Here is a 25,436-nt window from a genome sequence, read left to right as displayed (position 1 = left end):
ATGAGAAATCTATAAGCTGATGTTTTTAAAAAGATCGTAACAATGAGTCGATTCTTTTGATTTATTCATGTTATTGTGGTGTCAAAACATCATCTTAGTCTTAATGGAGATCAGCATGAGTTATTATCATATCCTCATTGAAGTGAATGACCACATCAGTACGATTGAACAGACTCGTGATATTGAAATCTTAGATATTCAGGATCTTAGTCCGTATCTTCATTCTATTTTGATCCCCTATTTCAATGAACATGAATTAGAGTTTGAAGATGAGAATCTTGCTTATAATGAAGTTCTACATCTCGAAGTTAAACAAACGCTCTTGCCAATTGAACACCTGATTGAAGAAGAACAAAAACAACTACCTAGCGATACAGATGTGACCATTACTGCTTACGAGATTTTTAATGATCGTGATTTAAGCCAAGATGTCACTGCGGTAATTTTTGATATTTTAGAAGCCATAAAATTAGATGCTGCACCCTAAATAAAATAAGGTCTGTGTTTAAGCAGACCTTATTTTATTTAAATATACTTATTGCATCATTTGTTTTGCTTGCTCTTGCCTAAATGCACGTAAAATTTGTTGACCAGCACGACCTGTAGGATTCAGGCCTAAGCGCGTTTGCTCTTGGCGAATGGCTTGACGACTTTTGTCTCCAATCAATCCATCCACCACACCAATATCATAACCTCGCTTGACCAAAAACTGCTGAATTTCGCGACGCTCTGCTCGAGAAGTCCCTGCATCATCCGTTGGCCAAGACGTTAAAAATGCTGTACCACCACGTAAACGATCAGATAAATGAGCGATCGCTAAACCATAACTTTCAGCAGCGTTATAGCTATAAATTGCATCAAAGTTTTTAAAGACCAAAAATATTGGACCATTTGCGCCCGCAGGTGAAATCAATCCAGCAGGCGTACTACCCGATAAATTACCTTGAATTAAAGCTGTACCATCCGCACGAGTCACACCCTGTGCAACCCAGCTATTCAGCGACCTTTTATTACGGCGGCTTTCTCCTGCAACTGACATACCTTGTGGAATTGTCACTTCAAATCCCCATGGCATACCTGTTTGCCACCCTGCCCGTTTTAGGAAATTGGCCGTCGAAGCCAAAGCATCTGTAGTACTTGAAACCAGATCACGGCGACCATCTCCATCAAAATCTACTGCTAAGCGCTCGTAGGTCGATGGCATAAACTGGGTATGACCAAAAGCCCCTGCCCATGAGCCATAGAGTTGATCTTGTGTTAAATCTCCACGCTGTAAAACACGCATCGTTGCAAAAAATTCACTACGGAAATAACTTTGACGGCGACCCTCGCAACTGAGCGTTCCCAAAGCCTGCAATAATGGATATTTACCTGAAATATCGCCGTAGTTACTTTCCACACCCCACACCGCCACTACAGTTTCTGCTGGTACACCATAAGCCTGTTCAACTCGATTTAAAACAGCACGATGTTGAGCAAGTTTTTGTTTGCCCACTTGGACACGCTCATCATCAACCAAACCTGATAAATAGTCCCAAATTGGAGTCGAAAATTCAGGCTGGTAATTTAATTTATCAATGACTGAATAATCAGGCGTTAGGTTTTGTGTATAACGATCATAAGTCGCACCAGATACCCCAGATGCAATTGCCTGAGAACGCAAGTTCGCAATACACGACTGGAAATTTGTATTTGGTGAATAGGTACTGTTGGATGGTGCTGTCGTTGTCGCTGACACCGTTGCACCATTAATAATGAGTTCTGCATGCGCTTGATTAAATAAAGCAAATAAGGCAGTGCCCATAAATAAAGAAAAATGATGTTTCATGTCTTAACCAAAGTTTTTAAATTTAAATTTCCTATTCACCTTAACATGCTGTTTGAATATGTATCGTTTGGAAACGTAACTTTGAATTCATTTATTGTCTTTTAAATTTAAAACCTAATTTTTAAATTCATAACTCCACCATCGTTTTAAATTTAAAAGTTACCAACACCCTTCATTTAAATTCAAAAAAAGCATCAATCACTATCTGTATTTTTGAATTTAAAAAATAACTTCATACCAACCATGTTTTTGAATTCAAAAATAGATACTTCATTTAAATTCATTCCAGTTTACTAAAACAGCTCAAACCCACACACTATTACTTACATTTCATAAAATTAAAATCAAAAATAGATATCCACAGCCTCAAAATTTAAATTCAAAACACAGCAACACCTTTGGTTTTAATTTTAAAAAATGCATATTTTTGAATTTAAACCACAACACCCAACAACCCAGCACAATTTAAATTCAAATTTTTCATACTATTTTAAATTCAAAAGCCCAGCTTAAAGTTATCCACAGCACTCCAAAAATGGTATCGCACATTTTTGAATTTAAAACTTTAAATTCAAAAAATCATACGCAATAAAAAAGCGATCCAAAGATCGCTTTTAGATAATGTGGATAAGTTTAGATGTTCATATCATCTGTCAGTGCTAATGGAACTGGTAAAATCTTTGCCAACTGACGACACAAGTCGGTTAAATCATCACGGTCATTCGGCATCAGTGTGATATGGCCCAACTTACGACCAGCACGCTCAGACTTATTATAAAGATGTAAATGCGCACCTTTCAGTGCTAAAACATCTTCTGATTTCGGGTGTTGACCAATGATATTGATCATCACTGTTGGACGCACAATATCGGTTGCTCCTAGCGGCAAGCCTGCTACTGCACGGATATGATTTTCAAACTGCGAGCAAATCGCACCTTCAATCGACCAATGTCCTGAATTATGAACACGACATGCCATTTCATTGGCATAAAGCCCTTGTTCAGTCACGAATAATTCAAGTGTAAGTACACCCACATAATTAAGATGATTCAACAACCGAGTAATATAGTCTTGTGCAACTGGTTGTAAATCTGTGCTATTTGGTGCAGGAACGATTGAGTGTGACAATATGCCATTGTGATGGTGGTTTTCAGCAAGTGCCCAAGTTTTAACATCACCATCCTGTCCACGCACCGCAATAATGGATACTTCACGGCTAAATTTCACAAAACTTTCTGCAATCAAGCTTTTGGCAGGCCCTAATTCAGCCCAAGCTGTATCAATTTGATCTTCAGAACGTAATACGAACTGACCTTTACCATCGTAGCCGCCTGTTACGGTTTTTAATACGATAGGTAATCCAAGTTCAGCCACGGCTTGTTTTAAGCTCTCTAAGCTATCCACAGCACGATACGGTGCAACTGGAATAGCTAACTCATCAAACAAGCCTTTTTCAGCTAAACGGTTCTGAGCAGTCGCCAAAGCAAGACGTGAAGGGTGTAATGTTTTTGTCTGAGTCAGAACATCCACATCAGCTACAGGCGTATTTTCAAATTCAAGACTGAATACATCGGCACTTGCGATGAAATCTTGTAGTGCTTCTGGATTTTTACTTGAAAATACAGGACCTAAAATAGCTGCTGGGCAGTCTGTTTCGGCTTCGAAAAAGCTACATTGAATATTGAGTGGTAAAGCTGCTTGCGCCATCATGCGCCCAAGCTGTCCACCACCAAAAATACCGATGGTTTTATTCATGATTGGCCCCGTTATACTTGACCAGGAATGTTATTGTTCGATACTTTTTCCGTTTGAGCTGTGCGGAAATCAGCCACATTTTTAGCAATATCTGGGCGGGTTAAACCTAGAATTTGCGCTGCAAGAATTGCCGCATTGGTTGCACCTGCCTGACCAATTGCCAGTGTTCCCACAGCAATACCCGCTGGCATTTGTACAATCGAAAGCAATGAGTCAACGCCATTTAAAATTGAAGATTTAACAGGCACGCCAAGCACAGGTAAATCAGTTTTAGCAGCACACATCCCCGGTAAATGCGCCGCGCCACCCGCACCTGCAATAATCACCTGAATACCACGATCACGTGCTGTTTCAGCATATTCAAATAAACGATCTGGCGTACGGTGCGCAGAAACCACCTCAGCTTCAAAAGGAACACCCAATTGTTTGAGCATATTAGCGGTATGTTCAAGTGTTGCCCAATCTGATTGAGAACCCATGATAATCCCGACTAAAGGTTGGCTATCTGTTGCGACCGCATTCATTGGCTTTTCCAAAACATGATAAAAATAGGGAAATGTCTCGACTTACGCCAAGCACAAAGGAATAAACTGGCAAATATTATAGCGGTTTTTTCAGGCATCCCCAACTAAAGAACATTTTTACTGATCCCCCAAAATTAGCTCTGGTTACGGAACACAAAATAGACACAGCCCATTAAGCAAAACATCGCCCAGACATAATCCAACTTGAATGGTTGTTTAAACAGAAAAATCATAAAGGGCACAAACACAATCAGCGTAACAACTTCTTGGGTGATTTTCATTTCGCCCAAACTCCAACCCTGTTGATTTAATAGTTTAGTTGCAGGAATCATAAAACTATATTCCAATAGAGCAATCAACCAACTAAACAAAATCGCTTGCCAAAGCGGCGCATTGTGTAAAATTTTCAGATGCCCATACCACGCCATCGTCATAAAACAGTTAGAAATGATCAACAAACATAATGCTAAAAGTGTAGGGCTCAATCGGATGTCCTTTTATAAAAATAAGGGCTGAATCATTTGCATTTGAATACATCAGAATAACGTTAAAATCACTCAATTTTAAGTTAATAACAACAACGAATTTTGACTATCTTTTCCATGTCAGCCTTGCTATCGTTGCGATTGATTTTTATTGATAACGACAATCATACACACGAGATTAGTGCTGTATGTAAAGCAGTGGAGAAGGCGCATTATGCATCTGCATATTTTGGGTATTTGTGGCACATTTATGGGGTCTTTGGCTCTGTTAGCACGAGATTTAGGACATAAAGTCACAGGTTCAGATGCCAATGTTTATCCACCGATGTCGACTCAACTGGAAAATGCAGGGATTGAATTGATGCAGGGGTATGAGCGTAGCCATTTACAACCGCATCCTGACCTTGTGATCGTCGGTAATGCCATGAAACGTGGTATTGATGCGATTGAATACATGTTAAATGAAGGCCTGCCTTATATTTCTGGCCCACAGTTTTTGGCAGACCATGTCTTGCAAGGCAAACATGTACTCGGTGTCGCAGGGACACATGGCAAAACCACAACCACGACCATGCTGGCCTGGGTGCTGGATCAGGCAGGTTTAAACCCTGGCTTTTTGATTGGTGGCGTACCACTGGGTTTTAGCGAAAGCGCGCGTTTAGGTGGTGGAAAATATTTCTGTGTAGAAGCCGATGAGTATGATTCTGCCTTCTTCGATAAGCGTTCTAAGTTCGTTCACTATCATCCAAAAACGGCAATTTTAAATAACCTTGAATTTGATCATGCCGACATCTTTGATGACCTCGCTGCCATTCAAAAACAGTTTCACCATTTAGTGCGTACCATTCCAAGTGAAGGTCGTATTATTGCGCCGATTACTGAAACCAATATTGATGAAGTGCTAGAACAGGGCTGCTGGACGCCTGTGGTTCGTACCAGTCTTGAGCCAAATGACCAAGCTGCTTTATCTGCGGAGCTGATCAGTGCTGATGGCAGTCATTTTAACGTGCTTGAACACGGTCAAGCGATTGGTGAAGTGAAATGGAACATGACAGGGCAACACAGTGTTGCCAATGCTTTAGCCACCATTGCCGCAGCTCAGCATGTCGGTGTAACGATTGAACAAGCCTGTGAAGCCTTATCCAACTTCGGTGGCGTTAAACGCCGTATGGAGCTGTTAGGAACGGTTCGTGGTATCGAAGTCTATGATGACTTTGCCCATCATCCAACCGCAATTGAAACCACGCTGGACGGCGCACGTAAGCGTTTAGGTGAGCGTAAACTGTGGGCGATCATTGAGCCACGCTCTAACACCATGCGTATGGGCAGCCATAAAGATGGTTTGGCACATTCAGCACGTTTAGCCGATGAAGTGATCTGGTATCAGCCAGAGGGCTTGGACTGGGATTTACAGCCTGTGATTGCCGCTTCATCAAACAAGGCCGAAGTCAGCCGCTCTTTAGATGAGATCATTGCCCGTGTGGTGAATGAAGCAGGTGAAGGCGATGCTGTGGTGATCATGTCCAATGGTGGTTTTGGTGGATTACACCAAAAGTTGATTACGGCTTTGTCGTAATATAGCCTATAGCACACTTTCGTAATTCAATCTTGTCACGGTATTTACTACCGTGACAGGCGGCATAGATGCCGCCTGTTGAGCAGGGGTTACATGGACGTACCCTCTGCTCAACAAAGGATTTTTGTTACCTTGCGGAGTAAACTCCTCGCCCATGAAAAGTAAGGAAATGCCTATACAAAAACAATTAAACCTATTCAGTTTATATGAGGCTGTACAGTCTTTTCCAAATGAAACATATCCAATCCATTTATTGTAATTAACTCAATTTATTTACCAGTTTTAAAGGCAAAATTTTCATTGCAATTCCCATTGGTAACCACGGCCACTGCGGCACATACGCCTTCACGGGTTCCTTCTCAATCGCTTTCACCAAAGCCTTACTTCCAGTTTTCTCATCCACTTCAAACGGTAATTTCTTGGCTCCTTCATTCAATTCAGTGCGAATATAACCTGGGAAAATCGTTGAGACTTTAATTGGAGTATGCAGTAGCTCAGCACGAATCCCTTCAGCCAAATGCGCCACCGCGGCTTTACTCGCGGCATAGGTCGATAAATGCTTTGGTAAACCACGCATTGCACTCATGGAGGAAATCACCACCAAATGCCCTTTATTTTGCGCTCTAAAGATTTCAACCGCGGCTTCACATTGCGCCAATGCCGAAATAAAATTGGTTTCAGCCGTAGCGCGGTTTACATCAAAATGACCCTTACCGATACGGCGACCTTCACCCACACCTGCATTGACAATAATTCGGTCAATCGTTCCAAATTCTTGCTGAAAGGCTTTAAAAACCGTAAACACATCATCGTAATGGGTCACATCCAGCGTCTTAATCCCCACCCGAATCGAAAACTGACGTTGCAACTCCTGTTGTAACACTTCTAGACGCTCTAAACGTCGTGCACACAACGCCAGATTGTAGCCTTTGGCAGCAAACTCTCTTGCCATACCTGCACCTAAACCTGAGCTTGCACCTGTAATTAAAATGGTCTTTGCCATGCCTGCCACCTATTTTTATTTAAATCCATGTTAAAAGTTCAGCATCACGTGCTTTTAAATAATGATGCTCATTAAAGCTGAGTAATTGCAACCGTCCATCTGTCCAACGCAGTGTGGTAATACTGGCATTGGCAATCGACCAATTTAACGCAAAGATCTGCTTTGCATTCAAACCTAATACTTTACCTACCGCCACAGAAATCACGCCACCAGAACTAAATACGACGGCTTGACGATGCTTGGTCATATCAATACTTTCGCAAAGCGATTGCAATGCTTGCTCAACACGTGATTGAAAGCCTAACCATGTTTCATGATATTCATGGTCATATTGCGCTCCAATCCAACGATCAATCGCACCATCAAAGATTTTGGCTAGATAAGCACGTGGATTGGCCATCAATTCAACATCCTGTTTCAGCAATTCAGGCTGATTAAAACGCGGTTCATATTGAGCAAACACATGCTGATGATCAAACTCATTCCAAGCAGACTCTGTTTGCACCACAACGTCTTGAAAATTCTGAGCCAAAGCCAACTGCGCGGTTTGTTGATGACGCTGCATTGACCCAGCAATCACGAGAGGAGTATGTTTTAGGGTTTGTTTAAAAAAATCACCCACAACCTGTGCCTGTTGTTCACCTTTAGCTGAAAGCTGATCGTAGCTCGCTGCACCAAACGACGCTTGCCCATGCCGCACCAAATAAATTGTGCTCATCGTTTTAAAATATCCTGTAGTTTTGCACCATATTCAGCAATCAATGGACGTGCTTCAGTATTGTTTTGCGCAATCAGTTTTAAGGCCCGAATATGCAAGGCATGAATCAAAATCCAGAAATCCTTAAAGGCAGGATTATCAGTTTGCTGATGGTAATAACGATAATAAATCTGTTGCGCAATCACGGCTAAACGGAACAAACCAAACACTTCATAAAAAGCCCAATTCGTTGGTTGCAAACCTGTTTTTTCCAGATAGTAATCCACCACCTGTTGACGTGTCAGCATACCTTTTAAATTGGTCGGTTGACGGCGGCTTGATTTCATCAGCGCATCATCATCCTCTTGAATCCAGTAGGCAAGGGCGCTGCCCAAATCCATCAATGGATCACCGAGTGTTGCCATTTCCCAATCCAGTACACCAATCACCTGAGTCGGTTGTTGTGGATCTAAAATGACATTATCAAAACGCCAGTCATTATGAATCACGCAAGTTTTAGCATCGGCAGGGATATGTTCCAACAACCACTCACGCACAAAAGCAAAATCAGGTACATTTGGCGTGAGTGCTTTGCTATAACGTGCATCCCAACCTTCGACTTGACGGCGACAATAACCTTCACCTTTGCCCAGTTGTTCCAATTCTGTACCTTGATACGGCACTTGATGCAGCTCGATCAATTTATCTAGAACATTCAGGCACAATTGCTGTACCTGTTGCTCATCTAACTGTAATTCTTTCGGTAAATTGGCGCGTGGAATAATGCCCTCGATCCGTTTCATCACATAGAAGTCACAGCCAATTACGCTCTCGTCCTGACACAGTGCCATCATTTCGGGCAGGACAGGGTAGAACGGCGCAAGATGCTTCTGCACATTGTATTCACGTTCCATATCATGTGCTGATTTGGCTTTGGTGCCTTTCGGTGGACGGCGTAAAATTAGATCTGCATTGTCATATTGCAGGCGATAAGTCCAATTCGATGCACCCCCCGAATATTGGGTGACTTGTGCCTGTCCTTGTAGATTTATATCTTGGTCTTTTAACCACGTTTCCACTGCGGAAATATCCAGTTCTTCGCCATGCCGAACCTGACCACCCACATCAATCACTGCCATTTTCTTATATCCTTATCAACGACCATAGCCACGTTTTTTGAGTTCTAGTTTAGCAATCATGCCCTTATGTACTTCGTCTGGTCCATCAGCTAAACGTAAACTGCGTGCTTGATTAAAGAATGCAGTCAGTGGTGTATCACGTGACACACCTTCGCCGCCATGAATCTGAATCGCCATATCCACCACATTTTGCAATACGGTTGGTGCAACCACTTTGATTGCAGAAATTTCGGTGAGTGCCGCCATATTACCTAAAGTGTCCATCTTGTAAGCCGCATACAGCGTTAATAAACGGGCTTGGTCGATTTGCACACGGGCTTCTGCCACACGTTCTAAATTCCCACCCAACTTTAATAATTCTTTACCAAATGCTTTACGGGACATGCCACGATCAATCATCAACTCTAAGGCTTTTTCAGCTGCGCCAATACAACGCATACAATGATGGATTCGTCCAGGCCCTAAACGCCCTTGAGCGATTTCAAAACCTTGCCCAGCGCCGCCAATAAAGCTGCTGACGGGTACACGCACATTGTCAAAACTGACCTGTCCATGCCCATGCGGCGCATCGTAATCACCAAACACAGGCAACATTCTTTCAATCGTCACGCCTTGCGTTTCAATCGGTACTAAGACCATCGAATGTTGATGATGACGGTCTTTGCTCTCGTCAGGGGTATAAGCCATGAAGATAATCACTTTGGCATTTGGATCACCCAAGCCCGATGACCACCATTTACGCCCATTCAGGACGATTTCATCACCATCAATCACTGCCGTGGCTTGCATATTAGTGGCATCACTGGAAGCCACGGCGGGTTCAGTCATACAGAACACTGAACGGATTTCCCCTGCAAGCAAAGGTTGCAACCATTGCTGTTTTTGTGCCTCGCTACCATAGCGCCATAACACTTCCATATTGCCGCTATCAGGTGCATTACAGTTAAATACGGTGGGTGCAAGTAAGCTACGTCCAGTCAGTTCGGCAATATGCGCATATTCCTGAACCGATAAACCAGCACCCAATTCCGCATCGGGCAAAAACATATTCCATAAGCCAGCCGCTTTAGCCTTATCTTTCAATTGTTGTAATTGTTCAGGCCACTGCCACTTGGTCCAGTCACCATCCACATTGAGATGATGGACGTCATCCCAAAATGCCTTTTCGATCGGTTCAATTTCTTGTTGGATAAAGGCTTTGGTTCGTGCAATAAAATCCTGTGCGCGCTCAGATAATGCAAACATCATCATTTCCCTCAAAGTAAAAATTTGGCGAAGCTTGATTCGCTGCTTTACATCACCATAAGCGAAAATTTATTATGAATGAAATGATTTTATTTTATTCAAAACTATGAATCAGATTCATAATACTAGCCCATTGGAAGTGGCTCACTTTCATCGTATTGATATTAATTTATATCCGCTGTTTATTGCGATTTTTGAACAAAAGAGCATTTCTAAAGCTGCCCAATTGTTGTGTATCAGCCAATCTGCTGTCAGTCATGCTTTACAACGTTTACGTGTACAACTTAAAGATGAGCTGTTTGTGCGTAGTGGGCAAAAAATGCTGCCTACGCCTTATGCTGAGCAGATTTATCATCCAATTCAAACAGCGTTATCAACGATTCAAAATATTGCGATTCCACAACACGACTTTGATCCTAGCATGCTGAAAAGCGTGAAAATCGCAATTCATGATGAAATTGAACCCATTATTTTTCCTCAATTAGTTCATCACTTTAGTCAACTCAATCTCGATATTCAGTTTTTGAGTTCTAAACTTGATCGAAAAAATATGCTGGCTGATCTTTCAGCGCAACAAATTGATTTTGTGATTGATCTAGTACAACCCTATCAAGAAAATTTACAGTTTGAAAACTTGATTGAAGATCATTTTGTGGCGTGTACACTTCAAACAGAGATGGATTTATCGCTCTATTTATCCTCACCACATATCGGTGTGTCCTCTCGGCGAACAGGATTATTGCTTGAAGATATTTATCTCAATCGACAGCAACTTTCTCGACAAATTTTTATGCGCTGTCAGCACTATTCAACAGCTTTACAGGTCTTAGCGCAGCACCCAAATGCAATACTGACTATCCCTCAAAGTATTCTAAAACATCTACACTATTCAAAAGATTTACAGATTCATGCACTTCCGATTGAATTACCCAAAATCAATATGGGTATGTATTGGCATGAGCACGTAAAACACAATCCTCGACATCAATTTTTACGCACAGAGATTTTGAAAATTTTTAATCCTGACCTAATTTGCTGAAGATTTGCACATTTGCTAAAAATGTGTAATTCTATACACATATTTGGATGTCACCATCCATACAAAATTCGTTTGACAAGGGGAGTAGCCTCCTCCAAACCTAGGTAGTGTAGTTAAAATACTTAGGTGTCAGAGCTTCGTCATTACACTTTGCAAAAAGTCGGACTCTGAGCATCACAATCGATTTGTGATGTAGGCAAGACCTTGATCATGTTGAAACAGATGTATTTATTCATCTGGCAACTGATCAAGGTTTTTTTATGCCCAGTTGCTAGATATGGAGTTGTGATGGAAACTATCGGTAATCTATGGCTGTATGTCGTATTCTTCGGCCTTGTCACAGTCATGCTTTTGGTCGATTTTTTAGGCTTTAAACAAAAACAAAACCAAGATGTTCCAGTCAAGCAAGCCGCTTACTGGAGTATTGCTTGGGTCACTGTAGCAGTGCTATTTGGTGGGGGCTTGTGGCTCTATCTACAGCAAACAGTAGGACTCACCCTTGCGAATCAAAAAACCATGGAATACTTCGCAGGTTATCTACTGGAAAAATCACTGGCAATTGATAACGTCTTCGTTTGGCTGATGATCTTCGCAGCTTTTGCAATTCCACCTGCATTGCAACGTAAAATCCTGCTGTACGGCGTACTCGGCGCAATTGTCTTAAGAACCATTTTTATCTTTATTGGGGCTTGGTTCGTACAAGAATTTTCTTGGGTACTTTATATTTTCGGTGCGTTCCTTGTTTATACAGGTTTTAAATTCCTGAAAGGTCAAGACGAAGAAACCAATATTGAAGATATTAAATTACTGAAATGGTTACGCAAACACATGCGTATTACCCCTCAACTTGAAGGTAATAAATTTTTCGTCCGTCAAAATGGCGTGTTATGGGCAACACCTTTATTTTTAGTTTTAATCTTAGTTGAAGCATCTGATGTTATTTTCGCGGTTGACTCTATTCCTGCGATTTTCGCTGTAACCAGTGACCCGTTCATTGTATTAACAGCGAACTTAATGGCGATTTTGGGTTTACGTGCAATGTTCTTCCTGTTGGCTGGTGCCGCAACCAAACTGCATTACCTACCGTATGGTCTGGGCATTATCTTACTGTTCATCGGTGCGAAAATGTTATTGCTGGATGTGTTCCACATGCCAATCTGGATTTCATTGAGCTTTATCGTACTGGTACTCAGTATCACCGCTTATCTATCATTACGTCATAATAAAAAGCAGTTGCAATCTTAATCAGTTGAATTCAGGCATTTGATAAATTCAGGTGCCTGAACAGTTAAATCATAAAAATAGACTGTACATTAAAAAAACAGATCAATATCATATGGCGGCTTAAAGCTTTTATCTTTCCTAATCAGAAACATAATAAACAAGACTTGCTCACATATTTATCTCGATCAAGCAAATTAAAATGAGTGGGGTCTCATGCGTTCTAAAAAAATTAATCTTGTGGTGGTGCCATTGCTACTCACTGCATGTAGCCATAATGATGGGCCGCTAGTACAAGATGTTTATAACAATCAATATGATTGTGCAACAGACTGGAATACTGAAACTTGTGAAGAAGAAAATAGCTCAGGGGGTGGAAGTTCTACTGCTGGCGTTCGTTATTATGGTGGCTTTGGTTCTGGGCGTTATTTAGGACCGCAATATTATCAACATAATCGTGAAGTCTCTTTTAAAGGCAACACCTTGAGACCACATACCAATCTCAGTGTGGGACAACCTTCAATTTCAACCACTGCAAAACGCTATTCTGTATCATCACCTATTCGTGGCGGTTTCGGTCGTGGCGGCTCATCATTTGGCGGCTAATTAAAAGACTGAAACTCAAGATGAAAAGAAAAATATTAGCACCCCGCACAGACTGGCAACTCGAACACCAAAAAATTGGTTTTGATTATTTTAATTTACCATCACTTGATGGCTCAATTTATTGGTCAGAGGGCATTGCCTACGAATTTACTCTCAGGCAGATTGAACAGCTTGAAGATGCGGCCAATGAACTGCATCAAATGTGTTTAGCTGTGACAAGTGATTTGATTCAACGCGGTAATTATCCTGATTATTTCCAGATTCCAGTTGCTGCAATTGCACAAATCGAGCAGTCTTGGCGACAAAATGCGCCGATGCTTTATGGACGCTTTGACTTTGCCTATGATGGGCGCAATATCAAAATGCTGGAATACAATGCTGACACTCCCACAGGACTGTTAGAGGCATCAGTAGCACAATGGCTATGGATCGAACAAGTATCTGGGATTTCGAATCGAGATCAGTTTAACAGTATTCACGAAGACTTGATTAAGCGTTGGCGAACCATTCTACCGCGAGGAAGTCACGTGCATTTCGCAGCCTGTCAAGAAGCAGGGCGAGAGGATTGGGGCAATCTAGAATATTTAATGGATACCGCCTTTCAGGCACATCTACAGGTCTCTGAACTCTCAATGGAAAATATTGGCTGGAATGGACAATGTTTTGTTGATCTAAATAATCGACCGATTCAAAACCTATTCAAGTTATATCCTTGGGAATGGATTTGGGAAGAATCATTCTCTCAATATCTGAGTCCGCAATCGAATTGGATCGAACCATGTTGGAAAATGCTGCTCTCTAATAAAGCGATTTTAGTGGAGCTTTGGAAACGCTATCCAAATCACCCACTTTTAGTTGAGACCCATCATTTTGATCCCCAGCAAAAATTCTCTGGCAAATGGGTGAAAAAACCGATCTTAGCAAGGGAAGGGGCGAATATTCGAGTGTTGCAAGATGGTCAAGATCAAGGGGCTGCTTCTGGTAGTTTCTATTTTGATGACTATGATAAATATGGCTATGTGGTACAAAAATGGGTAGAGACTCCATTGTTTGCTGGTCAGTTACCCACGCTGGGTTTATGGATGGTGGGACATCAGTGTGCAGGCATGTCGATTCGTGAGGACTGCTACGACATTATTGGCAATGATGCCCATTTTGCTGCGCATTATTTTGTGGAATAAAGAGTGGAATAAAGAAAGGACAATCTTTATATGTAAAGAAATCATCTACAGTTTTTATTTTTTAAATTTAAGCATCCACAATGTCCTATGGTGCTAAACGGCATAAATACCGCTGGTTTAGCTGTGGTATCAGGCAGGTAATCAGCTAAAGAAAGGATTTTTTTACTTTTTATCCATCAAAAGTAAAGCGTAATTCAATATTCATTCTAATCACTCATACGCTATATCATCATAAAATACAGACTTAAATCCTATGCGCTGCAACCCGTTTCATATAAGACACCAAACGAGTGAAAAATAAAACTTGCAGAAAAATGGTAAAAGCCGAAACACACCATTCGTACCACATTTCAAATGCGGTTTGCGCTAAACCAAAATATTGATAAATTCCCAATAAAACTAGCCCAAAAACAATGCCAAACACAGTATTTTGCATCAAAATAGGAAAGGACAACGCCGTGACCCGATTTAAGAAATGGACACCTTGATCAGCACCATTCGCTTGATAAGTCCGTTGAATCCCAATCAGCATAATCAATAGGGTCAATGCAGCTTCAATCCCAATCACTCGAATATCAGAATAAGGCGAATACATACCGTAATAGTACACCGCACTCACCACCAATGCCGCTGCGAGATAATAGTTTTTATAATGTTGTTTACTTAGAGTATCTTCAGCCAACTCATGCGCTAAAGCTTTGGTATTCCAATAATACATGTGTATTTTTCTCAAGAAGTATCATTATTGCTGACAATTTACGTATTTACACCGAAAAGTAAAGTGAATTGATCCAATCAATTACTCATACCTCGCTCGGCTTTCTATACTTAAATTAGACGAATAATCCAGTAAAACGAGCAAAATCGAGTACAATCAATCGAAAAAAGTAAAATTGTAGGTTGTTATGACTTTGGCTACTCCTATCACTGTTATTCGTGGTCGCTTCTTAGATATTCAAAAAACCGTTTCCCAAGCGAGTGAAATTGCCGATCAAGTCCGTTATCTCGAAGATGGTGTCATCATCACAGAACAAGGCAAAATTCGCTGGTTTGGCACGTGGAACGACGCTCAAGACCATCTACCTGCAAACGTTGATATTCAGCATTATCCAGAGCAACTGATCATCCCAGGCATGATCGATACGCATATTCACTTTCCACAAACGGAAATGGTCGGTGCTTACGGCGAACAGCTTTTGAGCTGGTTAAACACTTATACGTTCCCAACTGAAATCCAGTTTAAAGACAAAGCTTATGCGAGCGAGATCGCCAAGTTTTTTGTGAATGAACTGCTTAAAAATGGCACAACCACTGCACTGGTATTTTGTACGGTTCATCCTGAATCAGTAGATGCTTTATTTGAAGCCGCAGAACAGCATCAGATGCGTCTAATTGCAGGTAAAGTCATGATGGATCGTCATGCCCCTGAAGCTCTGTGTGATAGCGCAGACAGCAGCTATGACGACTCTAAGGCACTCATTGAGAAGTGGCATGGTCAAGGTCGTGCGTTATATGCCATCACACCACGTTTTGCTCCAACCTCTACACCTGAACAACTTGAAAGAGCAGGGCAACTCAAAGCTGAATATCCTGATGTTTATGTACATACACATCTAAGCGAAAATAAAGATGAAATTGCATGGGTTAAAGATTTATTCCCAGCACAAAAGGGTTATTTAGATGTCTATCATCATTATGGCTTAACGGGTCAGCGTTCTGTATTTGCTCACTGCGTTCATTTAGAAGATGCTGAATGGCAATGTATGCATGAGACCGAGTCTGCAATTGCGTTCTGTCCAACCTCAAATTTATTTTTGGGTAGTGGTTTATTTCCGCTGAACAAAACATGGCAGCAGCAAGTTAAAGTTGGATTGGGAACTGACGTTGGGGCAGGAACCTCTTTCAGTTTATTACAAACTGTCAATGAGGCTTACAAAGTTCAACAGCTTCAGGGTGACAAATTATCAGCTTACGAATCGCTGTATCATGCGACCTTAGGCGGCGCAAAAGCGTTAGACTTAGATGACAAGCTAGGCAATTTCAACGTCGGTAAAGAAGCCGATTTTGTGGTGTTAAATATTAAACCAACCGCACTGCAACAATTACGTCAGTCACGTTCCAAATCACTTGAAGATAGTCTATTTGCATTATTTACCATGGGGGATGATCGAAATGTCGAGGCAACCTATATCTATGGACAAAAAGCCTATAGCCAAAGCTAAAGTTTTGAATAAACGAAAAATTGGGTGGATATTATTGGCCATCGGCGGTGCTGTGCTACTGAGACGGGACAGCCATCAGCCGAAAAATGATACATTTTCTGCACCATCAAAAGGTGCATGAAATCTGATTTTGTTTTAAAATTGTCGTATTAGCTCAAGATTTCGAGGTGTTGCAGGTCAACACCTTTTTTATTTTCCCGTTTTTAATTTTTAGGAATCTACCGATGACCATTGCAATGCGCATTATGATTTCGAGCGAAGAGATTCAAGCCAAAGTCAAAGAACTTGGTGAAAAGATCAATGCACACTATGCTCAAAGTGATAAAGAGCTGGTATTGATTGGCTTACTGCGTGGCTCAGTCATTTTTATGGCAGATTTATGCCGTTCAATCGAAAAACCACACGAACTCGATTTTATGACTGTGTCTAGCTATGGTGGCGGGACGGTTTCAAGCCGTGATGTCAAAATTTTAAAAGATCTTGATGGTGAGATTCACGGTAAAGATGTGCTTGTTGTTGAAGATATTATTGATTCAGGGAATACCTTGAGCAAAGTCGTTGAAATGCTCAAAACACGTAATCCAAACTCAATTGAACTTTGTACTTTGGTAAGCAAACCTTCACGCCGTGAGATTGATTTAGAAGTAAAATTCTTAGGTTTTGAAGTCGAAGATCGCTTTATTGTCGGTTACGGTTTAGATTTCGATCAAAAGTATCGTCACTTACCATTTATCGGTGAAATCGGTCTTTGATCAATTATAAAGGCGCTTTAAAGCGCCTTTTTTATTCTAGCTTGTTAATCAAAGCACGATAAAGATTGCACAAAAATACGACATAACTCAGTAATCCACTACAGACAGAGTTAGGCTAAATCGAGCAGGATAGTAACAAACAAATACTATGGTAAAACAAGGAGAAAAGGTCATGTGGTCTCTCATTGTAGCGATTGTGGTCGGTTTTTTTGCAGGTTTAATTGCCCGTGCGTTGCATCCTGGTGAAGATAAAGCAGGATTTATTGTTACCACCTTATTAGGGATTGCAGGTTCATTATTAGCAACCTATGGCGGTCGCTTACTTGGATTATATGGTGAAAACTCAGCGGCTGGCTTTATCGCATCTGTCATTGGTGCCATTATTATTTTGTTCATCTACAACTTGGTCACCAAGAAAAGTTAGAACAAAATAAATTAAAAATGCCCAAATCATTTTATTACAATGCATTGGGCATTTTTATTTATAAACCGAGTTCTTTCCAAATCATCCGAATGTCTTCAGCATTCCGCCCGCCAACCATTTTCAGACCATTCCCGAATATCAGCGTTGGCGTTCCTTCTATACCTAATTTTTTCCCTAATTCTAGATTGCGATCAATCGGATTAGTACAAGTTTTTTCTTTAGGCTGTACATTCTTCTGCAATAAGTTTTTCCACGCATAAGCTGGGTTAGGATCACACCAAATCGATTTTGAGACCGCAATCGATTGTGCTTTTAGTGGGTAGATAAACGTATAAATGGTGACATCATTGAGCTTATCCAGTTCAGCTTCTAATTTCTTACAATAGGGGCAATTCGGATCTGAAAAAATAGCGAGCTGCTGTTTACCATTGCCCTTTACCGTTTTTATTGAATCTTTTAAAGGTAATTGTTTCCAGTCAATTGAATTTTGCTTTAGAACCAAGTCCTTGGTCAGATTCTTTTGATCTTTTAAACGAACCATCGAACCAATAAACATATGTTGGGCATTTTCATCCAAATAAATAATCTGATTGTCTAAATTGGCACTATATAGTCCTGTCATTTCTGTTGCTTGAATATTGCTAACATGAATATTGGGATATTGCTGATTTAAATTACTTTTTAAGGTTTCTACATTTGCAAAAATCGTTGCAGACGTGCAACTCAACAATGAAAATAAAGCGATTCTTTTTAACATGTCTCATACTCAACTCAAAACTAGCGCTATTTTAATCAGGCTTATCCTCATAAATTGCACAGCTTACTCAGTCACAACCAAAAGCCAACCAATCATCGTCATGTTTCACGTGGAACATCTTTTTTTTTAAAAGTGGTTTCAAATAAAAGATAAAAAAGCTCGTTTTGGTAAAAAAATGACAAAAAATCTCACATTGTATTGATCTTCATATAATAAATAAAAATCAAACTAGATCGATTGGTTTATTTTTGGAATAATCCAATCACAATCAGCAAGGCAACTTTTGTAATCTCGTTCAGCGTGAATGAAAAGCCATGAAATGACTTACAGAACTTTTGAAACTTCATTTTAAAGAAACAAGGATATGTTTTCCTTTGCATGATTAGTTTTAACTTCACACCATCTGACTCAATCTAGTCTTGTCTTAAAATTTAGGTACATCCATGTATAACGCGGAATTATTAGAAGAAGCCAAAACGTTTATGTTTCATATGTTGACCAAAGTGGTTGAATATGGCGGCTCAGATTTATTCATTACAGCAGACTTTCCACCGAGTATTAAACTCCAAGGTTTAATGCGTCCTTTAGGTCAGCAAACTTTAACTCCAGAAAAAACTAAGCTATTTGCATATAGCTTAATGAATGAAAAGCAACGCCAAGAATTTGAAAATGAATGGGAATGTAATTTCGCAATTAATATTCCAGAAGTATCACGCTTTCGTGTCAATGTATTTAAGCAACAACTACAAATCGGCATGGTTATCCGAACCATTACGTCAGAAATCCCAACCTTCCAAAAGCTCAAACTCCCAGAATCATTGAAAAATGTCATGATGGAAAAACGTGGCTTAGTATTAGTCGTAGGAAGTACGGGGTCAGGTAAATCTACGTCATTAGCAGCCATGATTGACCATCGTAATGAAAACTCAGCAGGACATATTATTACGGTCGAAGATCCCGTGGAATATGTTCATAAACATAAAAAATCAATGATTACCCACCGAGAAGTAGGTGTAGATTGCCATACTTGGCACCATGCCTTAAAAAATACATTGCGTCAGGCACCTGATGTCATTTTGATTGGTGAAATCCGTGATACTGAAACCATGGAACATGCTATTGCTTTTGCTGAAACTGGGCATTTATGTTTAGGAACTTTACATGCCAACAACGCCAATCAAGCATTAGATCGGATCATGAACTTCTTTCCAGATGAACGCCGTAATCAATTGCTGATGGATCTTTCATCTAATATGAAAGCGATTATTTCTCAACGCTTGGTCCGTACTCAAGATGGTCAAGGTCGTCGTGCAGCCGTAGAGATTCTACTGAATACACCATTAATTGCAGAAAATATCTTAAAAGGTCAATTTCATAATCTTAAAGAAATTATGACCAAGTCTCGTGAATTAGGTATGCAAACTTTTGATCAGGCCTTGTTTGATTTATACAACGAAGGTGCAATTAGCTATGATGAAGCGTTACGTAATGCTGACTCATTGAATGAGTTACGCTTACAAATTAAGCTGAAAAGTACTCGTCAAGAAGGAGTTCCAGCTAGTGCAGCAACTTCTTTAAATATGCTGAAAGAAGACTCTGAAGAGCAAGAAATGCAAGGCATTTAAACAAAAAAAACAGCCTAAATAATAGGAATTATTTAGGCTGTTTTTTTAAAATCTAAAGATTTATATTCAATATTTTAGGAATCAATTGAAAATTTCTTCTTTAAAGCATGCCAATAACGAATCATTTTATTCTTAAAATTTATGATAGTTGCTTTAAAACCAACTTCTTTTTTCGGCTGGTGCTTTAATCTCTCTTGTAAAAGTTTTTCTTTTTCCTGAATTTCAGCAAGTTTACGTTCTTTTGCTTGTTGTTGTTCTTTAACCTTATCAGCTACAGTCTGACCTGTACCTTTGCAAGGTTTGGATTGGAATATAACAGATCCATTCTCTTTACATTGATAAACCTCTGTTTTCGCATAAATAAATGTCGAAAACATACAAAAAAACACAGTCAAAATAAAATAGTTCACGGTATATAACCTAATATTCATTTTAGAATTTAATCAGTTTATCATTACCAATTTTAAAATATATTAATTTATATTCACAAGATAAATTAAAGCTATATAAGCATAAGCAAAATAATGAAACGAATTAATAATTTTTATTAATCTAAAAAATTAATTCTTTAATTAGCATAAAATACACAATAAATTCTACAAAAAAAGCACTAAGAAGATATTCTTAATGCCTATATAAAATTTTCAACTCTTAAAAATTACTTTCCAATACAGAATGAACCAAAAATTTTTCCGAGTAAATCATCAGCACTAAAATCACCCGTGATTTCGCCCAACGCATTTTGAGCCAGTCGCAATGATTCAGCTACAAGTTCACCTGCATTAAACACAACTAACTGCTCACGTGCTTCTGCAAGATAGCGCTGAGTACGCTTCATTGCATCTAAATGACGTGTTCGGGCGATAAAGGTGTCTTCCTCAGGTTGAAAGCCCGCATGCGCTGTAATCGCCTCTATAAGCGCCTGAACACCCATATCTTGTTTTGCGGAGACATTGATATGACGGAAGCCTTGATAATCACTTAATGTGGCATCTTGACCCGTTAAATCGCATTTATTGCCAATCAATAGCAAACGTTTTGGCTCAAGATGCTCTGAAAAATATTCATACGCCAATTGCAATGGCTCATCACCTTGATTCAAATCATACACCAACAGCAGCAAATCGGCTTGTTCGATTTCCTTGATTGCACGACGAATCCCTTCCTGCTCCACAATATCGCCCGTCTCACGTAAACCAGCAGTGTCAGTTAAGGTGATCGGCAAACCATTTAAACTGATCTTTTCATGTAGTACATCACGAGTAGTACCTGCAATATCGGTCACAATGGCACGCTCATGCCCTGCAAGTGCGTTTAACAGACTCGATTTACCCGCATTGGGCTTACCCGCGATCACCACCTGCAAACCTTCACGTAACAGCTGTCCTTGCCGTGCAGATTGCTGTACTGCCTTGACCGAATCCTGTACATCATCCAGCAAAGCTAAAATCTTGCCATCGGCAAGGAAATCAATTTCTTCTTCTGGAAAATCAATCGCGGCTTCAACATGCAAACGCAAGTGAATGAGCTTTTCTAAAACCGTATTAATTTTGGTTGAAAATACACCTTGTAGGGAACGAACTGCCGAACGTGCAGCCGCCTGTGAGGTAGCATCAATCAAATCAGCAATCGCTTCCGCTTGTACTAAATCCATTTTACCATTTTCAAAGGCACGCATGGAAAATTCACCTGCCTTTGCAGCAGTCGCGCCCAAATCGAGCAAACGTGCCAGCAAAGCATTTTGGATGACAGGGCCACCATGCCCCTGTAATTCCACCACATCTTCGCCAGTAAACGAGTGCGGATTTGGAAAACATAACACGATGCCCTCATCCATCACCGAACCATCGGCATCATAGAACTGACGAAAACCAGCCATACGTGCGGTAGGAAGATTTTTCTGGGTTAGTTGCTCTGCTATTGCATAGGCTTTCGGTCCAGAAAGTCGAATCACGCCCACACCACCACGACCTAATGGGGTAGCAATCGCAGCAATTGTGGTTTGATGTTGCATGTTAAATTCACCTAAAAAACACGAGGGTTATGAAACAGGAACCCTAAATACAAACAAAGAAAAATCCGCCTAAGATTACCATCTTAAGCGGATTTATTCAGTAAAAGTTCGAACTTAAGCGCTCGGCTCAACCTTGTTGAGACGGTCTTTTTCGACACCTTTGTTAATAAACCATTGTTGCAAAATAGTAATACTGTTGTTGACGATCCAGTAAAGCACGAGGCCCGCAGGGAAGAACAACATGAATACCGTAAACATGATTGGCATGATACGGAACACTTTTGCCTGCATTGGATCAGTCGGTTGTGGGTTCAACATTTGCTGAACATACATGGTCACACCCATGATCAACGGCAAGATGAACCATGGATCCATTGCGGATAAATCCTGAATCCAGCCTAACCACGGTGCATGACGAAGTTCAACGGATTCCATCAACACCCAGTACAAGGCTAAGAAAATCGGCATTTGTAGCAATAACGGCAAGCAACCAGACAATGGATTGACTTGTTCACGCTTATATAAGGCCATCATTTCTTGCGAGAAACGCATGCGGTCTTCACCAAATTCTTCTTTCATGCGTTGCATTTCTGGTGCAATCACACGCATTTTCGCCATCGAACGATAACTTTTTGAAGAAAGTGGCCATAAAATCAACTTCACCAAGATCGTCAATAAGATAATTGACCATCCCCAGTTACCAACAAGATTATGGAAGAATTGCAAGCCCAAGAACAATAACTTGGCAATTGGCCATAACCAACCGTAATCTACAGTTTGGTTTAAACCAGCAGCTAAATCTTTGAGTTCAGACTGAATTTTTGGGCCAGAATAAAGTTGTGCATCCACTTCCATTGACGTACCCGCAGGTACATTGATCACTGGAGAGGTGAAGCCCATGATATTCATACCATCAGTAGACTGGCGTGATTCTAATTTTGCAGTATAAGGCTGACCATCAGCCTGAGTCAGTTTTAAATTCCCAGGAATCCAGGCACTGACAAAATAATGCTGAACCATGGCCACCCAGCCACCTTTGGCTTCGACATTTAATTTTTCATCATTGAAATTCGCAAATTTCAACTTGTTATAATGCTCCTCTGGCGTGCCCCATGCACCCCCAAGATAAGTTCCCAAAGTAAAGATACCTTGAGAAGATTTACCTGGATCATCAGAATTGTCACGCTTTAACTGACCAAACATTTGGCCTTGCCAGTTTTGCTGACTACGGTTAACAACCTGATGTTTCACTGTAATTGGGTAATCACCTTGCGTGAAGGTGAACGACTTAATCACTTCCACACCTTCAGGTGTTTTAAATACCAATGGCACAGTCAACACTTGATGTGTCTTACCATCTTTTGCTGCAACGCTCTTCGCATCTGCCAAAGTATACGCTGTTTTTTCAACATCATACATTGGACGGCCGCTACGGCTGCTATCTGGTCCATTTAAACCAATTAAACCAGATTGAGCGACATAAGTACGTTTCGCATCACTTTCCAGCATGACAAACGGCTTATCGCTGTCTTTGCTTTCATCATGGCTTAACAATTCAATACGGACAATATCACCACCTTTTGGATTGATCCACAGGTGATAAAGATCAGTTTGTACTGAAATCAGTTGCTGACTCACAGATGTATTATGCTCTGTGGTTTGTGATGCAGTCACATTTGCTTGTGGCAAGTCTGAAGCCGCTGTTGCATTTTGAGCGTTTGGCAAATCTGCAGATACTTCATGTGCAGTCACAGCCGCCGCTTGTTGTTGCGGTGCCGGTGCAGCATGACCATAATCTTTTTGCCAAGCCAAAATAAGCAAATATGCGGTAACAAACATGGCTCCAAGAATTGCAAATCTGGCCCATTGTTGCATATCTATTATCCCAAATGATTAGAGAGATTTTGCTTGAATAAACGATCACGAAAGGGTACAGCAACGTGATACATTTGAGAATCTATTTGATGAAACGAAATAAAACGAAGTGCTTTGCGTGGTACTGGATCGTAGCCTGAGCCGCCCCAAGGATGACAACGGCAAATTCGTTTAGTCGATAACCAGACACCTTTGACCGCCCCATTTGTTTGCAATGCTTCAATCGCATATTGCGAGCAAGTAGGAATATAGCGACAACGAGGACCCAATAATGGACTAATAGCAATCTGGTAACATCTTATCAACCAATGTAGTAATCGTACCATTGGAGATCTCTAATTTTGTGAGGATGTTATAACAGCTTTTGAATGCTTTTTTGCTAAGCGTTGTAATTTTTGCCAAGCAAACTCTAATTGTTGATGTAATTCTTGATTTGCGATTGCTTCTATACCAACTTTAGGCATCACCACAATATCGATATCAGCATTAAATTGCACTTTGTGTAAGCGAAAGCTCTCCCGAGCAAGACGCTTTATTCGATTTCGTTCATGAGCACGACGTACTTTCTTTTTAGCAACGACAATACCCAAACGGCTATTTGGCTGTTCGGTTAATTTTGCTAAAAAAAGGAAATGGGGCTGGTGCACTTTAAAAAGTGCACCATCAAATACACTTTTGTAATCAGCGGCACAACGAATACGAGATTCAATGCCGAAACTGTAAAGTGCCATCACCCAAATCTGGTCAGCTTAACAGTATTAAACAGTTAAGCTATGACGACCTTTTGCACGACGACGAGCTAAAACTTGACGACCTGCTTTAGTAGCCATACGAGCGCGGAAACCATGAACGCGTTTACGCTTTAATTCAGATGGTTGGAAAGTACGTTTCATATCGAAACTCCCAAAATGATCTTTCTATAAAGGTCCGCGATTTTATTGTGCAATGTTTACGCTGTCAATGGAAAATCAAAAACTTTACATTTTGTTTGTTCTGTTTTGGAGCAATAAAACACCTAGCAAATATCTCGCATGATGGAAAAAAAAATATACACAAGCTATCCCTTTATATTATATCAATATTCAACTATATTCACAGCTTACATACAGGCTTATCAACAACCAAGATTCTAGTTTAAATTTAATTCTTGGATTTTGAATTTAAATTTCGATATGCTCAGTTATCCACAACCCAACCCGATCTTATAAGTAAATTCAAATTTTAAAATTTAAATTTATTCTTATTAGTATGCAATTTTTCTGTGGAAATTGATGTTTTTATATGTTTAAACAAGGGTTTACTTTGTGGATAACCATGTTTTTATTAATTTTATAAATTGTGGATAACTTTAGCACTAAAACTATCCACAACTTGTGCAAAAAGTTATACACAAGTGGTTTTAAATTTAAATTTATAATCAAATGCTTTCTTTTTCCGCAAAAGTCTCATAAATTTGCCTGACAGATGT

Annotated in this window: 26 protein-coding genes; 10 read left to right on the top strand and 16 right to left on the bottom strand. The window is 40.2% G+C overall.

What is annotated here, in order from left to right; genetic code table 11:
- Window positions 1–103: 103 nt before the first annotated feature.
- A complete protein-coding gene (locus CDG56_RS11510) occupies window positions 104–487 on the top strand; it encodes a hypothetical protein (protein ID WP_087545560.1) in 384 nt (127 codons plus the stop codon).
- Window positions 488–535: 48 nt separating this feature from the next.
- Here the strand turns inward: CDG56_RS11510 and CDG56_RS11505 are convergent, their stop codons facing one another.
- The 4 genes from CDG56_RS11505 to CDG56_RS11490 form a co-directional block, all read right to left on the bottom strand.
- Entirely contained in the window at window positions 536–1,828 is a 1,293-nt protein-coding gene (locus CDG56_RS11505) for a lytic murein transglycosylase (protein WP_087547934.1), read from the bottom strand.
- Between the two features lie 633 nt (window positions 1,829–2,461).
- On the bottom strand, window positions 2,462–3,583 hold the full coding sequence (locus CDG56_RS11500) for a 5-(carboxyamino)imidazole ribonucleotide synthase (protein ID WP_087547933.1): 1,122 nt from the start codon (window positions 3,581–3,583) through the stop codon (window positions 2,462–2,464).
- Between the two features lie 11 nt (window positions 3,584–3,594).
- Window positions 3,595–4,107: a 5-(carboxyamino)imidazole ribonucleotide mutase gene (gene purE / locus CDG56_RS11495; RefSeq protein WP_004660511.1), complete on the bottom strand. Its 513-nt coding sequence runs from the start codon at window positions 4,105–4,107 to the stop codon at window positions 3,595–3,597.
- 134 nt (window positions 4,108–4,241) lie between these two features.
- Window positions 4,242–4,541 carry a DMT family protein gene (locus CDG56_RS11490; RefSeq protein WP_249571318.1) on the bottom strand — a complete coding sequence of 100 codons (300 nt, stop codon included), beginning with the start codon at window positions 4,539–4,541 and terminating at the stop codon, window positions 4,242–4,244.
- Window positions 4,542–4,806: 265 nt separating this feature from the next.
- Here CDG56_RS11490 and mpl point away from each other — a divergent pair, with 265 nt between their 5' ends.
- Entirely contained in the window at window positions 4,807–6,168 is a 1,362-nt protein-coding gene (gene mpl / locus CDG56_RS11485; protein ID WP_087547932.1) for a UDP-N-acetylmuramate:L-alanyl-gamma-D-glutamyl-meso-diaminopimelate ligase, read from the top strand.
- Between the two features lie 259 nt (window positions 6,169–6,427).
- On the opposite strand, the gene CDG56_RS11480 is transcribed toward mpl, so the two are convergent.
- The 4 genes from CDG56_RS11480 to CDG56_RS11465 are packed head-to-tail and all read right to left on the bottom strand — an operon-like array spanning window position 6,428 to window position 10,252.
- Complete coding sequence (locus CDG56_RS11480; RefSeq protein ID WP_087547931.1) at window positions 6,428–7,171, bottom strand: SDR family oxidoreductase; 744 nt, start codon at window positions 7,169–7,171, stop codon at window positions 6,428–6,430.
- 19 nt (window positions 7,172–7,190) lie between these two features.
- Complete coding sequence (locus CDG56_RS11475) at window positions 7,191–7,889, bottom strand: histidine phosphatase family protein (RefSeq protein ID WP_087545547.1); 699 nt, start codon at window positions 7,887–7,889, stop codon at window positions 7,191–7,193.
- Window positions 7,886–9,007, bottom strand: a complete 1,122-nt coding sequence (locus tag CDG56_RS11470; RefSeq protein WP_087547930.1) for a phosphotransferase family protein — start codon at window positions 9,005–9,007, stop codon at window positions 7,886–7,888. Before CDG56_RS11470 ends, CDG56_RS11475 begins: the two co-directional genes overlap by 4 nt.
- Window positions 9,008–9,022: 15 nt before the next feature.
- Entirely contained in the window at window positions 9,023–10,252 is a 1,230-nt protein-coding gene (locus CDG56_RS11465) for an acyl-CoA dehydrogenase family protein (protein WP_171295152.1), read from the bottom strand.
- Between the two features lie 106 nt (window positions 10,253–10,358).
- Between CDG56_RS11465 and CDG56_RS11460 the strand changes: the two genes are divergently transcribed.
- The 4 genes from CDG56_RS11460 to CDG56_RS11445 all read left to right on the top strand — a co-directional run bounded on the left by CDG56_RS11460 (window position 10,359) and on the right by CDG56_RS11445 (window position 14,299).
- Window positions 10,359–11,291, top strand: coding sequence for a LysR family transcriptional regulator (locus CDG56_RS11460; RefSeq protein WP_087547928.1), 933 nt, complete (start codon window positions 10,359–10,361; stop codon window positions 11,289–11,291).
- Between the two features lie 288 nt (window positions 11,292–11,579).
- Window positions 11,580–12,536 carry a TerC family protein gene (locus CDG56_RS11455; protein ID WP_087547927.1) on the top strand — a complete coding sequence of 319 codons (957 nt, stop codon included), beginning with the start codon at window positions 11,580–11,582 and terminating at the stop codon, window positions 12,534–12,536.
- 192 nt (window positions 12,537–12,728) lie between these two features.
- The gene (locus CDG56_RS11450; RefSeq protein WP_087547926.1) at window positions 12,729–13,118 is read left to right on the top strand and encodes a hypothetical protein; all 390 of its coding nucleotides are present in this window, start codon (window positions 12,729–12,731) and stop codon (window positions 13,116–13,118) included.
- A gap of 20 nt (window positions 13,119–13,138) precedes the next feature.
- Window positions 13,139–14,299: a glutathionylspermidine synthase family protein gene (locus tag CDG56_RS11445; protein WP_087547925.1), complete on the top strand. Its 1,161-nt coding sequence runs from the start codon at window positions 13,139–13,141 to the stop codon at window positions 14,297–14,299.
- A gap of 244 nt (window positions 14,300–14,543) precedes the next feature.
- On the opposite strand, the gene CDG56_RS11440 is transcribed toward CDG56_RS11445, so the two are convergent.
- Window positions 14,544–15,017 carry a hypothetical protein gene (locus CDG56_RS11440; RefSeq protein WP_005219042.1) on the bottom strand — a complete coding sequence of 158 codons (474 nt, stop codon included), beginning with the start codon at window positions 15,015–15,017 and terminating at the stop codon, window positions 14,544–14,546.
- Between the two features lie 187 nt (window positions 15,018–15,204).
- Between CDG56_RS11440 and guaD the strand changes: the two genes are divergently transcribed.
- From guaD to CDG56_RS11425, 3 genes are all read left to right on the top strand, one after another.
- The gene (guaD, locus tag CDG56_RS11435; RefSeq protein WP_087547924.1) at window positions 15,205–16,521 is read left to right on the top strand and encodes a guanine deaminase; all 1,317 of its coding nucleotides are present in this window, start codon (window positions 15,205–15,207) and stop codon (window positions 16,519–16,521) included.
- A gap of 224 nt (window positions 16,522–16,745) precedes the next feature.
- The gene (gene hpt / locus CDG56_RS11430; protein WP_087547923.1) at window positions 16,746–17,273 is read left to right on the top strand and encodes a hypoxanthine phosphoribosyltransferase; all 528 of its coding nucleotides are present in this window, start codon (window positions 16,746–16,748) and stop codon (window positions 17,271–17,273) included.
- A gap of 172 nt (window positions 17,274–17,445) precedes the next feature.
- A complete protein-coding gene (locus CDG56_RS11425; protein ID WP_004660536.1) occupies window positions 17,446–17,697 on the top strand; it encodes a GlsB/YeaQ/YmgE family stress response membrane protein in 252 nt (83 codons plus the stop codon).
- 58 nt (window positions 17,698–17,755) lie between these two features.
- Here CDG56_RS11425 and CDG56_RS11420 read toward each other — a convergent pair whose 3' ends face one another.
- A complete protein-coding gene (locus CDG56_RS11420) occupies window positions 17,756–18,454 on the bottom strand; it encodes a DsbC family protein (RefSeq protein ID WP_087547922.1) in 699 nt (232 codons plus the stop codon).
- A 443-nt stretch (window positions 18,455–18,897) separates the two neighbouring features.
- On the opposite strand from CDG56_RS11420, the gene CDG56_RS11415 reads away from it, so the two are divergent.
- Window positions 18,898–20,079, top strand: coding sequence for a PilT/PilU family type 4a pilus ATPase (locus CDG56_RS11415; protein WP_087547921.1), 1,182 nt, complete (start codon window positions 18,898–18,900; stop codon window positions 20,077–20,079).
- Between the two features lie 74 nt (window positions 20,080–20,153).
- Here CDG56_RS11415 and CDG56_RS11410 read toward each other — a convergent pair whose 3' ends face one another.
- From CDG56_RS11410 to rpmH, 6 genes are all read right to left on the bottom strand, one after another.
- Window positions 20,154–20,489, bottom strand: coding sequence for a hypothetical protein (locus CDG56_RS11410; RefSeq protein ID WP_227519063.1), 336 nt, complete (start codon window positions 20,487–20,489; stop codon window positions 20,154–20,156).
- Window positions 20,490–20,737: 248 nt separating this feature from the next.
- Complete coding sequence (gene mnmE / locus CDG56_RS11405) at window positions 20,738–22,093, bottom strand: tRNA uridine-5-carboxymethylaminomethyl(34) synthesis GTPase MnmE (RefSeq protein WP_087547920.1); 1,356 nt, start codon at window positions 22,091–22,093, stop codon at window positions 20,738–20,740.
- 114 nt (window positions 22,094–22,207) lie between these two features.
- Window positions 22,208–23,968, bottom strand: a complete 1,761-nt coding sequence (gene yidC, locus CDG56_RS11400; RefSeq protein ID WP_087547919.1) for a membrane protein insertase YidC — start codon at window positions 23,966–23,968, stop codon at window positions 22,208–22,210.
- A 5-nt stretch (window positions 23,969–23,973) separates the two neighbouring features.
- Window positions 23,974–24,294 carry a membrane protein insertion efficiency factor YidD gene (gene yidD, locus CDG56_RS11395; RefSeq protein WP_087547918.1) on the bottom strand — a complete coding sequence of 107 codons (321 nt, stop codon included), beginning with the start codon at window positions 24,292–24,294 and terminating at the stop codon, window positions 23,974–23,976.
- Between the two features lie 9 nt (window positions 24,295–24,303).
- Complete coding sequence (rnpA, locus tag CDG56_RS11390) at window positions 24,304–24,699, bottom strand: ribonuclease P protein component (RefSeq protein WP_004675434.1); 396 nt, start codon at window positions 24,697–24,699, stop codon at window positions 24,304–24,306.
- A 27-nt stretch (window positions 24,700–24,726) separates the two neighbouring features.
- Complete coding sequence (rpmH, locus tag CDG56_RS11385) at window positions 24,727–24,861, bottom strand: 50S ribosomal protein L34 (RefSeq protein ID WP_000831329.1); 135 nt, start codon at window positions 24,859–24,861, stop codon at window positions 24,727–24,729.
- Window positions 24,862–25,436: the final 575 nt, after the last annotated feature.

The organism is Acinetobacter sp. WCHA39 (assembly GCF_002165385.1).
GTDB lineage: Bacteria > Pseudomonadota > Gammaproteobacteria > Pseudomonadales > Moraxellaceae > Acinetobacter.
Note: the sequence above shows the minus strand (reverse complement) of the source record. Positions and strands in the feature narration are given on the sequence as shown.